Below are 14917 nucleotides of genomic sequence, written 5' to 3' on the forward strand. Positions count from 1 at the left end.
CGGGTCAGCCCCGCGTCCAGGGGAGCGTGAGCGCGCGGCCCTGGGCGCGGCCCGCCTCGGCGGCCGGGCGGCGGGTGGCCGGGTCGAGGGCGTTGTCGCCGATCGCCGCGGCGGACGCCTCGTCGGGCGCGACGACCACGACCTCGGCACCCCCCTCGCGCAGCTCCGCCACGGACCGCTCCAGCGGCCGTTCGCTGGGGAAGGGCTCGGTGGCGCCCAGCGGCACCAGCACCAGCACCCGGTCGGCACCGGCGGCGAGGTCGGCGTTGGCGACGGACCGCACCCCGCCGTCCACGTACCGGCGCCCGCCGATCGTCACCGGCGGCCACACGCCCGGCACGGCGCAGCTCGCGGCGACCGCGTCGACCAGCGGCACGCCCGAGGCCCGGTCGAAGACGCGCGGCTCACCGCTCTCCGCGTCCACCGCGACGATCTTCAACGCCCGCTCCGGCCACCCGTGGGACGGCAGCCGGGACTCGATCACCGCGCGGCGCTCCGCCTCGGAGACCGTCCGCGCGTCCAGGGCGACCCGCCCGACCGCGCGTCGCAACTCCGTCATGGACGCGGCCGATTCCATGGCCGCGCCGATCTCCGCCGCGAACTTCTCCAGGTCCATCTCGGCCATGATCTCGGCGGCCTGCCGGGCGGGATCCACCTGCCGGGCGTACAGCTCCTCCAGCTCCAGCCCGCTGCCCACCTGCGCCGCCACGGTGGACCCGGCGGAGGTCCCCACGAGCAGATCGGCGCCGGTCACGTCCCGCCCGGCCTCGGCGAGCCCCGCCAGCACCCCGGTCATCCAGGCGATCCCGCCGACACCCCCACCGCCCAGCACCAACGCCTCGCCCATGTCCGCCCCTTCCGCGAAGTCCCCGATCTCCGGGTACGACACCACAGGAGACGGCGGAGGGACAACCGCCGCGCTGAGCCGGCCGGCGGGCCCTCGCCGTCGCGGCCCGCTGCACGCTCCCGCTCGTCCGGGTGACCCCGCGCGGTCCGCGGCCAGGACGGGACGGCCTCCCGCTCTCCCACGCCGACCGCGTCCGCGTACGCCATCCGGTTCGGGGACGTCGTACGGCGGTGAGGGCGCCGGCCGATGCGACCGGAGCGGTGGAGAGGGGGCGTTGCGGGCCGCTCGTGGTGGCCCGCAACGCCCCCCGGCTGTCACCCGAGGGGTGCTCGGGAAGTCTTCCGGGTCACGAGCCGACCTGCGCGGTCACCAGGTCCGAGAAGGTGGTCAGCCGGGTGTAGACACCCGGGTAACCGGCCTCCGCGCACCCCTCGCCCCAGGAAGTGATCCCTGCCAGGACGCCCCCGATGAGCAGGGGACCGCCGCTGTCGCCCTGGCAGGTGTCCACGCCGCCGGACGTGTATCCGGCGCAGACCATGTCGGACTGGACGAAGTCCGAACCGTAGGAGGAACGGCAGCTGGAGTCGGACACGACCGGGACGGTCGCGGTCCGCAGCTGGTTGGAGGAGCCGCCGTTCTCCGAGGTGGTCCCCCAGCCGAGGATGCGGGCGGTGGTGCCGGCCGCGTACACGCTCGTCTGGGAGGAGGAGACGTACTTCGCCGCGGTGTACGGCATCGACGTCGAGAGGGTCAGCACGGCCACGTCGTCGCCGTTGGTGGCGTCCGTGTAGTCCGGGTTGATCCAGATGCTGCTGACCCGGCTCACCGTGCCGTTGGTGCCGTTGAGGTAGGTCCGGCCGCCGACCACGCGGACGCTGCTCGTGGTCTCGCCGACCATGCAGTGCGCGGCCGTCACCACCTTCTTGGGCGCCACCAGGGTGCCGCCGCAGAACTGGTTCTGGGACGCGTCCGTGATCTGCATCATGAACGGGTACGCGGTCGTCGTGGTAGTGGTACCGCCGACGATGGGCTGGGGGGCGGCGCTCGCCGTGGGGGAGGCGAGCAGCGCGGACGCCGCCGCGGCGGCGGTGGCCACCACGGTCGCGGCGGTCTTTCTTGCACGTGTGAGCCCGAACATGAGTCTCCTCAGTGGGGTTGCACCGGTGGGGGGTCGCGCGGGTCTGTGTGGGGGGTTTGCATGGGGGTCGCGGGACCGACCCCCATGTGCCCGGGCGAGCGGCACGCCCATTACGCTAGGACCCGGAACCCTTGGCTCCCAATGAGGGAACCCCCTAGGGGGTTGGGTGAGGGAAAACCCTCGGTCCGGTTCAGTTAACAAGAGCACCGCTCAGGGCGCGCGGTGACCTGCCGCCAATCGGACGATGTCCACCCGCGAGCGGATCCCCAGCTTGCGGTAGACCCGCGTCAGGGTCGCCTCCACCGTCTTCACGCTGATGAACAGCCGGGCCGCGATCTCCCGGTTGGTGGCGCCCTCCATGACGAGCGCGGCGACCTGACGCTCCATCGCGGCCAGCGCGAGCAGCGCGGCCGGCGCCTGGGGTGCGGCCGGTTCCGGTTCCGGTTCGGCGGCGGCCGGGGATTCGTCCACCTGGCGCAGCCAGGGCAGCGCCCGGCAGCGCCGGAACATCCGGGTGGCCTCGTCGAACACCGCCGATCCGGGCCGTGGGCCGCCCCGCAGCCGGGCCAGCGCGAACGCGGCCCGCGCCTCCTCCAGGCCGTAGCCGAGCTTGCCGAGCCGTTCCTGAGCGGACGTCAGCTGGGCGAGCGCGGCCTCCAGGTCGCCCCGGGCGGCGCGCACCAGCGCCTCGGACCGGTCGAGCACGGCGAGGACGCTCTCCCGGCCGAGCCGCAGCGCGTGTTCCCGGCTGACGTCGATGACGTCCTGCGCCTCGGCCACCTCACCGGTCCGGACGAGTGCCTCGGCGAGGTCGCCGTGCCAGCGGCCACGAGCCGGGTCGGTGATGCCGAGGCCCAGTTCCAGGGTGCGCACCCGGCGCAGCGAGCGCACGGTGCCCGTAGGGTCCCCGGCCACCAGCTGGGCGTACCCGAGGGCGCCCAGCGCGCGGGACAGGTACATCTGGTCGCCGTCCTCCTCGGCGTGGTCCACCGCCTCCCGGGCGAGGGCCAGGGCGCGGTCCACATCGCCGCCGGAGGCCTCGGCGAGCGAGGTGAGCATCGCCGAGGCGGTCTCGCCGATCCCGGAGTCCCGGGCGAGCCGCAGGCTGTCGCGGGCCAGTTCCAGGGCGCGTCCGCAGTGCCCGGCGCGCAGTTCGGTCTCGGCGAGGCCGCGCAGGAAGTGCACCTCGCTCTCCACCGAGCCGCGCCGGCGCACCTCGCGCAGCAGCGCGGTGACGGTGGTCCGGGCCTCGGCCAGCTGGTCGCCCATGACCAGCCAGCGGAACCGGGCGCTGCCCGCGCCGTTGTGATGCCACGCCACCCGGGGGTCCTGGGGTTCCTTCAGGGCCCGCTTGATGGTGCGGGGCGCCTCCGGATGGCCCATCAGGGTCTCGGTCTGCGCCTGGAAGGCGAGGGAGAGCAGCTCGGTGCGGCGGTCCTCGCCGCGGGCGGCCAGCTCGGCGGCGTGCGCGGCGGCCTCCCGGGCCTCGGTGAAGTCACCCTCCACGATGAGCGCCCGCCAGGCCAGCTGGTAGTGGACCAGCGCGAGCAGCCGGGGGTCGTCGCCAGCGTCGGCGAGGGCCTGTGGGAAGACGGCGTCGACCTCGGCCATGGTGTGGCCGGCGGTGTCGATGACGATCATCCAGGCCCGCACCCGGTCGGCGGGCACGGTCGCCCGGGCGAGCACCTCGCGGGCGATGTCCCGGGCCAGGTCGACCTCGCCGGCGGTGATCGCGTCCTCGGCGGCCGTCAGCCGGCGCTCCTGCGGGCTGGGGGCGCCGTCGGCGGGGGTGTGCCGGGCGGCGAGCAGCCCCAGCTGGGCGGCGACCGAGGGCGCTCCGCGGTCCCGGGCGAGGGCGGCGGCCTCGGCGAGCCGGGTGGCGACCTCCGGGTCGGTGCCGGTGGTGGCCAGGGCCAGGTGCCGGGCCCGTTCGATCGGGTCGGAGGCGGCGGTGGACAGCGCCGCGTGCGCGGCCCGCCGTTCGTGGGCGGGCGCCTCCGCGTACAGCGCGGCGGATATCAGCGGGTGCGCGAACCGTACGGCCGGGGCGTCCGGTTCGGTGGCCAGCAGCCCGAGTTCGGCGGCCTGGGCGCACTCGGCCTCGGCGTTCTCCCGGCCGGCCGCGTGCAGCAGGGCCGGGGTGGGGCGGGCGCCGGCGCTGGCCACCAGCAGGGTGCGGCGGGCCTCCACCGAGAGCATGTCCAGCCGGCTGAGCACCAGGGCGCGCAGCGAGGTCGGCACGGGCAGCGGCTCGCCCGGCCGGGGCGGGGTGGGGCTGTCGGCGAGGGCGCGGCCCAGCTCCAGGGCGAAGAGCGGGTTGCCGCCGCTGGTGCGGTGGATCTCGCGGACCGTGGAGCGGGACAGGCAGCCGTGGCCGCGGTGGTCGAGCAGCTCGGCGACCTGGGTGCGGGAGAGCGGGCCGAGCCGGACCGCGAGGGTGCCCGGCGGGCAGGCGCGCAGGTGGCGGTCGTACTCCTGGCTCTGCCGGCCCTCCGTGCGGACCGCGCACAGCAGTTGCACCGGGGTGCCCTCCAGGCGCCGGGCGGCGAAGCCGAGGAGTTCGGCGCTGGCCGGGTCCAGCCACTGGAGGTCGTCGGCGACGACCAGGACCGGGCCGTGGGCGGCGAGGGCGCGCAGCGCGGAGAGCACGGCCAGGCGCAGGGCGAGTCCGTCCCGCTGGAGGCTGGACTCGCCGCGGCCGGTGAGCGCCGACTCCAGGGCGGTGCGCTGGGCGGCGGGCAGCCGCCCGGAGACCTCGTCGAGGACCAGGCCGAGGAGGTCGGCGAGGGCGAGGAAGGGGAGGTGGGATTCGGACTCGGTCGCCGAGCAGCGCAAGACCGTGCGCACGGTGGCGCCGTATTCCTCGGCCAAAGCCCGCAGGACGGTGGATTTCCCTATTCCGGCGGGGCCGTGGAGCAGCACACTGCCCCCGGAGGCGAGTTGCCCACGGGCGCCGGCGAACAGCTCCTCGCGGCCGATGACCAGGTCGGGGCGGCACCTGGCAGGCTCCTGGAAGTCCCGTCGCACGGTCACCGCTCCCCTCGTGTGTCGTGTCCGGACCAAATTCTAGGCAACGATCCTTGAAATTCGGACGGAAGCCCTGGTGAGGGAAATAACAAACGGTCAAGCAGAGGGAAATTCAAAGCGGCGCCGGATGAATGGTCAGGTTTCCTGACCGACAGGTTTCGTGACCGTCAGGTTTCCCGGCCGGCTTCGGGCTACGGCAGCAGTCCCGCCCTGCGCGCCGCGGTCACCGCCTCCCCTCGTGTGTGGGCGCCCAGCTTCCGCATCGCCGAACGCAGATATGCCTTGACCGTCTCCGGGCCGATGCCCAGCCGCTCGGCCACCGCCGCGTTGGTGGCCCCCGCCGCCACCCAGGACAGCACGTCCACCTCGCGTGGCGCCAGGGTCACGCCCCCGGCTCGCGGCGGCGCGGTCAGCAGCCCGCACGCGGCCAGCAGTTCGGCCCGCAGCTCCGGGTCGGCGATCCGGGGGACCAGCGCCCGCAGCGCGGCATGCGCCTCGCGCACCTGTTCCCACACGGCGTTCTCACCGGTGCGGGTCCGCTCGGGCCGGGCCGCCGCCAGCAGCTCCCGCGCCTCGTCCCGCACCACCAGCGTCTGCTCCACGTCCCGCGCCACCGCCACCGCCGCGCCCAGCGCGCGGTCACCGAGCGGCCGGGCCGAGCGCAGCGCGCCGTACAGCACCCCGCGCACCCGGCGCCGCACCACCACCGGCACGGCGAGCACCGCGCGGATGCCCTCGGCGGCCACCGGCACGTCGTACTCGTGGCTGATCTGCCGTGAGCTGGAGTAGTCGGTCACCGCGCACGGCCGGGCCAGCGCCACCGCCTTGCCGCCGAGCCCGCTGCCGGAGGTCACCGCGAGCGAGCGCAGCGCGGCCGTGGTCGTGCCGCTCAGCTCGCTGATCCGGATCTGCGGCCGGCCGGACTCCACCAGGCCGCCGAAGGCCACGGGGAGTCCCGTCGCCCGCCGCAGCCGTGCCAGCGCGCCACCGATCTCCACCGCCTGCACCGCGTCTGCCGTCACCCGTTCGCCCTTTCGGCCGCCCACACCCCCGTTCGGGGGTAGTGAGACCCGCATCACGGATTAGACGATGCCAGAGAGCCGCCCGGCAATGGTCCGGAGCATAGGAGGAGAACCGATGACGACGGCGACGGAGATGTTCCGCAGGGCCCGGGACTTCCTGCTGGAACACCGTGAGGACTACGCCACCGCCTACGAGGGCTTCCGCTGGCCCCGGCCCGAGCACTTCAACTGGGCGCTGGACTGGTTCGACGAGATCGCCGACGGCAACGACCGCACCGCGCTGCACATCGTCGAGGAGGACGGCACCGAGACCCGGCTCTCCTTCGCGGAGCTGTCCGAGCGGTCCGACCGGGTGGCCCGGTGGCTGCGCGAGCGCGGGGTCGCCGCCGAGGACCGCGTCCTCGTCATGCTCGGCAACCAGGCCGAGCTGTGGGAGACCGCGCTGGCCGCGATGAAGCTGCGCGCGGTCGTCATCCCGGCCACCCCGCTGCTCGGCCCGGCCGACCTCGCCGACCGGGTGGAGCGGGGGCGGGTGAAACACGTCGTCGTCCGGGCGGAGGACACCGCCAAGTTCGCCGACGTGCCCGGCGCCTACACCCGGATCTCCGTCGGCGGCCTGCCGCAGGAGGGCTGGGAGCCGTACGAGGACGCCTACGCGGTCCCCGCCGAGTTCGTCCCGGACGGCCCGACGCTGGCCGACGACCCGCTGATGCTCTACTTCACCTCCGGGACGACCGCCCGCCCCAAGCTGGTCGAGCACACCCACACCTCCTACCCGGTCGGGCACCTGGCCACCATGTACTGGATCGGTCTCAAGCCCGGCGACGTCCACCTGAACATCTCCTCGCCCGGCTGGGCCAAGCACGCCTGGTCCAACCTCTTCGCGCCGTGGAACGCGGAGGCGACCGTCTTCGTCTTCAACTACACCCGCTTCGACGCGGCCCGGCTGATGGCCGAGATGGACCGGGCCGGCGTGACCACGTTCTGCGCGCCGCCGACCGTGTGGCGGATGCTCATCCAGGCCGACCTCGGGCAGCTGCGCACCCCGCCCCGCGAGATCGTGGCCGCCGGCGAGCCGCTCAACCCCGAGGTCATCGAGCAGGTCCGGCGCGCCTGGGGGGTGGCCGTCCGGGACGGCTTCGGGCAGACCGAGACGGCCGTGCAGGTCTCCAACAGCCCCGGCCAGCCGCTGAAGACCGGCTCCATGGGGCGTCCCAGCCCCGGCTTCCGGGTGGAGCTCCTGGACCCGGTCTCCGGCGCGCCCGGCGCGACCGAGGGCGAGATCGCGCTCGACCTCGCCGCGCGCCCGGTCGGCCTGATGACCGGCTACCACGGCGACCCGGACCGCACGGCGGAGGCCATGGCGGGCGGCTACTACCGCACCGGGGACATCGCCACCAGGGACGAGGAGGGGTACCTCACCTACATCGGGCGCAGCGACGACGTCTTCAAGGCATCCGACTACAAGGTGAGTCCGTTCGAGCTGGAGAGCGCCCTGCTGGAGCACGAGGCGGTGGCCGAGGCGGCGGTCGTGCCCGCCCCGGACGAGCTGCGGCTCGCGGTGCCCAAGGCGTACGTTGTCCTCGCCGAGGGCTGGGAGCCCGGCCCGGACACCGCGAAGGTCATCTTCGAGCACTCCCGTGACGTGCTCGCGCCGTACAAGCGCATCCGCCGGCTGGAGTTCGGCGCGCTGCCCAAGACCGTCTCCGGCAAGATCCGCCGGATCGAACTGCGCGAGGCCACCGCGGCCGGCTCGGAGAGCGAGTACCGCGAGGAGGACTTCCGGTGACCGCGCGGTTGTCGTACACACACGGGACGAGTCCCACCGTCCTGCTCGGCGACACCATCGGCGCCAACCTGGACCGGGCCGTGGCGACCTGGCCGGACCGCGAGGCCCTGGTCGACGTGCCGTCCGGGCGGCGCTGGACGTACGCCGAGTTCGGCGCGGACGTCGAGGAGCTGGCGCGGGCCCTGGCGGCCGGCGGGATCACCAAGGGCGACCGGGTGGGCATCTGGGCGGTCAACTGCCCGGAGTGGGTGCTGGTGCAGTACGCCACCGCCCGCATCGGCGCCATCATGGTCAACATCAACCCGGCCTACCGCACCCACGAGGCCGAGTACGTCCTCAGGCAGTCGGGCGTCTCGCTGCTGGTGGCCTCCCTCAGCCACCGGACGAGCGACTACCGGGCGATGGCCGAACAGGTGCGGGGCAACTGCCCGGAGCTGCGCGAGGTCGTGTACATCGGCGACCCGAGCTGGGACGAACTGCTGCGACGGGCGACGCCCGAGGCGCCGTACGCGGAGCTGTCCTGCGACGACCCCATCAACATCCAGTACACCTCGGGCACGACCGGCTTCCCGAAGGGCGCCACCCTCTCCCACCACAACATCCTCAACAACGGGTACTTCGTGGGCGAGTCGATCGCCTACACCGAGCAGGACCGCATCTGCATCCCGGTGCCCTACTACCACTGCTTCGGCATGGTCATGGGCAACCTGGCGGCCACCTCGCACGGCGCCTGCATGGTCATACCGGCGCGGTCCTTCGACCCGGCGGCCACGCTGGAGGCGGTGCAGCGGGAGCGGTGCACGTCGCTGTACGGCGTCCCGACCATGTTCATCGCGGAGCTGAACCTCCCCGACTTCGCCTCCTACGACCTCTCCAGCCTGCGCACCGGCATCATGGCGGGCTCCCCGTGCCCGGTGGAGGTGATGAAGCGGGTGGTGGCCGAGATGCACATGGAGCAGGTCTCCATCTGCTACGGCATGACGGAGACGTCCCCGGTGTCGTTGCAGACACGGATCGAGGACGACCTGGAGCACCGCACCGCCACCGTCGGCCGGGTCCTGCCCCACCTGGAGGTCAAGGTCGTCGACCCGGCCACCGGGGTCACCCAGCCGCGGGGCGCGGCGGGAGAGTTGTGCACGCGCGGCTACAGCGTGATGCTCGGCTACTGGAACGAGCCGGAGAAGACGGCGGAGGCCATCGACGCGGGCCGCTGGATGCACACCGGGGACCTGGCGGTGATGCGCGAGGACGGGTACGTCGAGATCGTCGGCCGGATCAAGGACATGATCATCCGGGGCGGCGAGAACATCTACCCGCGCGAGATCGAGGAGTTCCTGTACGCCCACCCGAAGATCCGGGACGTCCAGGTCGTCGGGGTGCCGCACGAGCGGTACGGCGAGGAGGTCCTCGCCTGTGTCATCCCGAGCGACCCCGCCGACCCCCTCACCCTGGAGGAACTGCGGGACTTCTGCGCGGGGCGGCTCGCGCACTACAAGGTCCCCAGCAGGCTCCAGCTCCTCGACGCCTTCCCGATGACGGTGTCCGGGAAGGTCCGCAAGGTGGAACTGCGGGACACGTACGCGGTGTGATCCCGGGTGTGAAACGGCCGGGAACGAGCAGGCGGTGAATGTTCCACGGCGGTCCCCGGGCGAGCGCACGGTCGGCGGCGCGCTCGGCCCGGGGAGCGTCGGGGGAGCGCCGGGGGAGCGTCGGGGGGGGGGCTACCGCCTCCGCCACGCGAAGGGGAGGTCAGGCCAGTCCGTCCCGGGCCCTCGTTCCCCGTTCCGGGGCGCCCGTGGTGCGCAGGGTGTCGGCGGGGTCGTTCACCGGCTGCGGGACGCCCGCGAGGTCGAGCACGAACAGCGGGACGACGAGGGCGTCCGCGCCGCACCGGGCGGCGTCGGTGTAGCCGGCGAGGGAGAAGTACGCGCACGCGGCGGACTCGGTCATCGCCGTCAGCCACAGGCACTCCACGTCCCTCGGCCCGGCCGGCCGCACGGTCGGGTCCACCTGGGCGAGCAGCCCGCGGGCGGCGAGTCCGATGCCGTTCGGCGGCCGTTGGTCCGCCCGGCGGATGTCCCGGTAGCCGAGCCAGCGGAGGTAGAGCGCGGCGGTGGTGACGGCGTCCCGGGCGGTGCGGATGGTGCGGGGCTGGAAGGGGGGACGGTGCGGGCCGGCGGGTCCCTGTGGGTCCGCCGGGGCCTGGGGTCCGACCGGTTCCCGCGTCCCCGGTGATCCCCATGCGCCGGCCGGTCCCCGTGCCCCCGCCGTCGGCTCCGCCGCCCGAGCCCCCGTCACCGGGATGCGCAGGACCGTGCCGCACGGGCAGCCCAGTTCCGGGTGGGGCCAGTGGCCCAGGCGCCCGCAGACGGCGCACGGCAGCGTGAGCCACTCGTCGTCCCAGGCGCGGTGCGCCGCCACGGCCGGTTCGGCCGCCGGATCCAGCCGGGGCGCGGTCGGTGCCCCGCACGCGCAGGGATACGCCGGCGCGGTGTAGACGTGTGCGCGCCGGCAGGCCGGGCAACGCACCGGAACGCTCTCGGGCATGGCCCACTCCAAGGCGTCGCGTCGGGACGGCGCTCCCATGGTGCTCCTCTCCGGCCGCTCCTGTCCGGCGCTTGCCGGTGTCCGGAGCACTCTTGACGGCCTTGTCCCACCCCCTTACATTGCTTCCAGATAGTAGAAGTCAGTTTCCGCTATGCGGAAGGTGTGGGTGCTCACCGCGGGGCGCGACGGGAGTACGCATCCGACAGCCGAAGCAGGAGTACTCGATGGCTCGTATGACCGCTGCCCGCGCGGCAGTTGAGATCCTCAAGCGCGAGGGCGTCACCGACGCCTTCGGTGTGCCGGGCGCGGCGATCAACCCGTTCTACAAGGCCCTCCAGGAGGGCGGCGGCATCGACCACACCCTCGCCCGCCACGTCGAGGGCGCCTCGCACATGGCCGAGGGCTACACCCGGACCGCGCCGGGCAACATCGGTGTCTGCATCGGCACCTCCGGCCCGGCCGGCACCGACATGATCACCGGCCTGTACTCGGCCATCGGCGACTCGGTCCCGATCCTGTGCATCACGGGCCAGGCGCCCACCCACGTGATCCACAAGGAGGACTTCCAGGCCGTCGACATCGCCTCCATCGCCAAACCGGTGACGAAGATGGCGGTGACCGTCCTGGAGGCCGCGCAGGTCCCCGGCGTCTTCCAGCAGGCGTTCCACCTGATGCGCTCCGGCCGCCCCGGCCCGGTCCTGATCGACCTGCCGATCGACGTCCAGCTCACCGAGATCGAGTTCGACCCGGAGACGTACGAGCCGCTGCCCGTCTACAAGCCGGCCGCGACCCGGGCCCAGATCGAGAAGGCCATCGCCTTCCTCCTCGCGTCGGAGCGTCCCGTCATCGTCGCCGGCGGCGGCGTCATCGGCGCCGACGCCACCGACCTGCTGGTGGAGTTCGCCGAGCTGACCCGGACCCCGGTCATCCCGACCCTGATGGGCTGGGGCGCGCTGCCCGACGACCACGAGCTGAACGCCGGCATGGTCGGGGTGCAGACCTCGCACCGCTACGGCAACGCCAACTTCCTGGCCTCCGACTTCGTCCTCGGCATCGGCAACCGCTGGGCCAACCGCCACACCGGCTACAAGCTCGACGTGTACCGCGGTGACCGCACGTTCGTCCACGTCGACATCGAGCCCACCCAGATCGGCAAGATCTTCCCGCCGGACTACGGGGTCGTCTCCGACGCCAGGGCCGCGCTGGAGCTCTTCGTCGAGGTGGCGAAGGAGCTCAAGGCCGAAGGCAGGCTCCCCGACCGCTCCGACTGGGTCGCCGCCACGCAGGAGCGCAAGGCCACGCTGCTGCGCCGTACGCACTTCGACAACGTGCCGATGAAGCCGCAGCGCGTGTACGAGGAGATGAACAAGGCCTTCGGCCCGGACACCCGCTACGTCACCACGATCGGCCTCTCCCAGATCGCCGGCGCGCAGATGCTGCACGTCTACCGGCCGCGCCACTGGATCAACTGCGGCCAGGCCGGCCCGCTCGGCTGGACCATCCCGGCCGCGATCGGCGTCGCCAAGGCCGACCCGGACTCCCCGGTCGTCGCACTCTCCGGGGACTACGACTTCCAGTTCCTGATCGAGGAGCTCGCGGTCGCCGCGCAGCACCGGATCCCGTACGTCCACGTGCTGGTGAACAACGCCTACCTGGGCCTGATCCGGCAGGCGCAGATCGGCCTGGACATCAACTTCCAGGTGAACCTGGAGTTCGAGAACATCAACGCCCCCGAGATCGGGGTCTACGGCGTCGACCACGTCAAGGTGGCCGAGGGGCTGGGCTGCAAGGCGATCCGGGTCACCGAGCCGGACGAGCTGGGCGCCGCCTTCGAGCAGGCGAAGAAGCTGGCCGCCGAGTACCGGGTGCCGGTCGTCGTCGAGGCGATCCTGGAGCGGATCACCAACATCTCCATGAGCCGCACCATGGACATCAGCGACATCAGCGAGTTCGAGGACCTGGCCACCGAGCCCGGCCACGCGCCGACGTCCGTCAAGCCGCTGAAGGTCTGACCGACCGCGCGCACCGCGCACCGCGGGGGCGGCCCGTCATCCGGACGGGCCGCCCCCGCGTCGTACGCGCACCCGCCCGGCCCTCAGCCGAACCCGCCGCCTCCGCCGAACCCGCCCCCGTAGTCATGGCCCCCGTAGTCGTGCCCGCCGTGGCCGTGGCCCCCGTGGTCGTGCCCGCCGTACCCACCGCCGTCCCAGCCGTCGTACGCGCCTTCGCCCCCCGTGATGTGGCGGAGGCTGTTGCCCCGGCCGAACGGGAAGCGGCCCTCGTCCGCGAACGCGCCCCGGCCGGTGAGCCCCGCTTCCCGGGCGAAACGCGGGGCGAGGGCGGTCAGGGCCCGCTCGCCGTACAGCGCGACGGCGAGCAGCACCTCGTCCTCCGCCAGTCCGTCCGGCCCCTCGGGGAGCGGACGGCGCTCGCGGAGGTCCGCCAGCAGACGGCGGGCGGCACGGGTGCGGCCGGGCGGCAGCACCCGCAGCAGCCCCTCCGCCGCCAACTCGGCCCGCATCCGGGCGAGGGCCCGCCGCACCACCGCGCGGGCGGGCAGCTCCCGGGGACCGGCGGGCCGGTAGAGGGCGGTGCGCACGGCCTTCTCCAGCGGATGCCGGAGGGGCTCGGCGCTGCCGGTCGCGGTCTTGCGCAGCGTGCCCGGCCGGCCCGCCTCGACCGCCCCGCGCAGATGCATCCCGAGCACGGCGACGGTGAGGGCGGCGCGATCGCCCCCGCGCAACAGCGCCACCGCGCGAGGGTCCGCCGGATTCGACGTCGTACGGCTCATGAGACACCCCCCCCCCGTACGGGGCCCGTCGCCCCCGTGCCGACGGGCCCCGTGTGCCGTTAATGTGCCCTGGCACCGGGGTGGTTGAAGCCCCCCGCCGCGGTCTTCAGAGGTTGATTTGAGGGTTGCGCACCCGGTCTACGACCGCTGCCGTACGCGCCGCCGTCACCACTCGTGCTCCGACAGCCCCGGCCAGTCGTCCGGGCCGCCGCCCTGCCATTCGATCAAATCGCTCTGCTCCACCTCGATCCGGTCCAGATCGGCCAGCCGCAGGATCTCCACGACGTCGTCGAGATGCGAGGCGATCCCCAGCGTCACGTCCCCCTCGGTCACCCGCCGGGAACCGTCCAGGGCCGGGGGGTGGACCACGATGTGCGGGTAGTCGGTCGGATTGGCCATGCCTTCAGCCTGCGGCGCGGGAGGCGGATCTGCACGCCGGGACGGCGACTGTCAGTGGCGGCGTGCACACTGCCGTCCATGAGTGTGCGGAGCGACATGGTGCTGGAGCGGCAGCTCGGGCAGGTGCGCGGGGTGGCCGCCGGCGAGGCCGTGCGGTCGGCGGTGGACGCGGTCTTCACCTACATGGGCAGCGGCAGCCGCGGCCGACGCAGACAGGGCAGGGAACTCGTCAGGCTCATGGAGGCCGCCCGGGGCACGGCGGCGGAGGCGGGGGAGTGGCACGTCGTGCGGCTCTTGCAGGACTCGCTGGACTACGCGGAGGGCCGCATCCTGCAACAGGACTTCCAGGAGCGGTACCGGATCTTCCAGGACGGGGCGCGCAGGGAGCAGTCCCGTGACTTCGTGGCGAGCAGCCTGCGGGCGATGCACCAGTGGATGGTCGCCGCGGGCGAGGCCTACCTGAGGGATCATCCCGGTGCGGGCGCCGAGGAGACGCTGGACCATTTCCGGGCCCAGGGGGAGGACGCCGCGTTCCTGCGGGCCCCCGAGGAACGCCCGGGGCGCTATGTGATCCCCCGCGGGGCGGCCGAGATCTCGCTGTGGCTGGAGCGGCTGCTCAGGAGTGACCGGATCGACGTCGCGGACCCGGCGGAGTCGGCCCGCAGGATCGCCGGCTCGGCGCAGGCCGTCTCCCTGCTCGCCGCCGACCGTGCGGGACAGCTCGTCCTGCGGGCCGCCGAGCTGCGGCGTCGCGCCGAGCGGCTGAAGGCGCTGCGGGCTGTCGTGGAGGACCGCGCGGCCACCGAGGCGGATCTCCAACGCGCCCTCGAAGGGAACCACTGGATCTTCGGCGGCCGGTTCGTCGGCGAGGCCGCGCGGCGCCGGCTGGTGCCCGGGGACGAGGTGGACATCCCGCTCATACGTGGTGACGGGGCGCTGTACGTCGTCGAGCTCAAGCGGGCCATGAGCCTCACGCCCCCGCTGGTCAAACGCCAGCGCAACGCCTGGGTGCCGGCGGCGCAGGTCCACGAGGCCGTCGGTCAGGCCGTCAACTACCTGGTCGGACTGGACGAGCACCGCACCCGCATCCGTGACGAGTTCGGCATCGAGACCCGGCGCGCCGGCGCGCTGGTGCTCGTCGGTCATCCCGGTCTGCACCCCGACGTACCGGAACGGGAGGTCAACGAGGCCCTGCGGACCTTCAACTCGCACGTCACCCGGGTCGAGGTGCTCACCTACAAAGAGCTGCTGGACAACGCCGAACGCTCCCTCGCCGGGGGACGTGACCCCGGTGCCGGGAGCGCTTGGTAGCCGTCCGACGGCGCGAGGCTGGGCGCGACAGGTCGTTCGCGCCGCC

11 protein-coding genes are annotated in these 14917 nt (G+C 73.4%); 4 read left to right on the forward strand and 7 right to left on the reverse strand.

Annotated features, from left to right (window positions below):
- Positions 1-4: 4 nt before the first annotated feature.
- From AQJ11_RS04775 to AQJ11_RS04790, 4 genes are all read right to left on the reverse strand, one after another.
- Positions 5-847 (reverse strand): patatin-like phospholipase family protein, encoded by an 843-nt coding sequence (locus AQJ11_RS04775; protein WP_059262258.1) that lies wholly within the window; start codon positions 845-847, stop codon positions 5-7.
- 346 nt (positions 848-1193) lie between these two features.
- A complete protein-coding gene (locus tag AQJ11_RS04780) occupies positions 1194-1985 on the reverse strand; it encodes a S1 family peptidase (protein ID WP_014675804.1) in 792 nt (263 codons plus the stop codon).
- A 210-nt stretch (positions 1986-2195) separates the two neighbouring features.
- Positions 2196-5018 (reverse strand): ATP-binding protein, encoded by a 2823-nt coding sequence (locus AQJ11_RS04785; RefSeq protein ID WP_167360848.1) that lies wholly within the window; start codon positions 5016-5018, stop codon positions 2196-2198.
- 185 nt (positions 5019-5203) lie between these two features.
- Entirely contained in the window at positions 5204-6034 is an 831-nt protein-coding gene (locus tag AQJ11_RS04790; protein WP_059262260.1) for a helix-turn-helix transcriptional regulator, read from the reverse strand.
- Positions 6035-6149: 115 nt separating this feature from the next.
- On the opposite strand from AQJ11_RS04790, the gene AQJ11_RS04795 reads away from it, so the two are divergent.
- Together AQJ11_RS04795 and AQJ11_RS04800 are read left to right on the forward strand one after the other, a co-directional pair.
- The gene (locus tag AQJ11_RS04795; RefSeq protein WP_059261987.1) at positions 6150-7823 is read left to right on the forward strand and encodes an AMP-binding protein; all 1674 of its coding nucleotides are present in this window, start codon (positions 6150-6152) and stop codon (positions 7821-7823) included.
- Positions 7820-9412 carry an AMP-binding protein gene (locus AQJ11_RS04800; RefSeq protein WP_059261988.1) on the forward strand — a complete coding sequence of 531 codons (1593 nt, stop codon included), beginning with the start codon at positions 7820-7822 and terminating at the stop codon, positions 9410-9412. Before AQJ11_RS04795 ends, AQJ11_RS04800 begins: the two co-directional genes overlap by 4 nt.
- A 160-nt stretch (positions 9413-9572) precedes the next feature.
- Here AQJ11_RS04800 and AQJ11_RS04805 read toward each other — a convergent pair whose 3' ends face one another.
- On the reverse strand, positions 9573-10370 hold the full coding sequence (locus AQJ11_RS04805; protein ID WP_244218106.1) for a hypothetical protein: 798 nt from the start codon (positions 10368-10370) through the stop codon (positions 9573-9575).
- A gap of 224 nt (positions 10371-10594) precedes the next feature.
- Here AQJ11_RS04805 and gcl point away from each other — a divergent pair, with 224 nt between their 5' ends.
- A complete protein-coding gene (gcl, locus tag AQJ11_RS04810; RefSeq protein WP_107120785.1) occupies positions 10595-12382 on the forward strand; it encodes a glyoxylate carboligase in 1788 nt (595 codons plus the stop codon).
- An 83-nt stretch (positions 12383-12465) separates the two neighbouring features.
- Here gcl and AQJ11_RS04815 read toward each other — a convergent pair whose 3' ends face one another.
- Both AQJ11_RS04815 and AQJ11_RS04820 read right to left on the reverse strand, forming a co-directional pair.
- On the reverse strand, positions 12466-13161 hold the full coding sequence (locus tag AQJ11_RS04815) for a DUF2207 domain-containing protein (RefSeq protein ID WP_059261990.1): 696 nt from the start codon (positions 13159-13161) through the stop codon (positions 12466-12468).
- Between the two features lie 165 nt (positions 13162-13326).
- On the reverse strand, positions 13327-13560 hold the full coding sequence (locus tag AQJ11_RS04820; RefSeq protein WP_014675814.1) for a hypothetical protein: 234 nt from the start codon (positions 13558-13560) through the stop codon (positions 13327-13329).
- A 78-nt stretch (positions 13561-13638) separates the two neighbouring features.
- Here AQJ11_RS04820 and AQJ11_RS04825 point away from each other — a divergent pair, with 78 nt between their 5' ends.
- Positions 13639-14871 carry a Shedu anti-phage system protein SduA domain-containing protein gene (locus AQJ11_RS04825; protein WP_244218107.1) on the forward strand — a complete coding sequence of 411 codons (1233 nt, stop codon included), beginning with the start codon at positions 13639-13641 and terminating at the stop codon, positions 14869-14871.
- Positions 14872-14917: the final 46 nt, after the last annotated feature.

It is taken from the genome of Streptomyces corchorusii (assembly GCF_001514055.1).
In the GTDB taxonomy this organism is placed as follows: domain Bacteria; phylum Actinomycetota; class Actinomycetes; order Streptomycetales; family Streptomycetaceae; genus Streptomyces; species Streptomyces olivaceoviridis.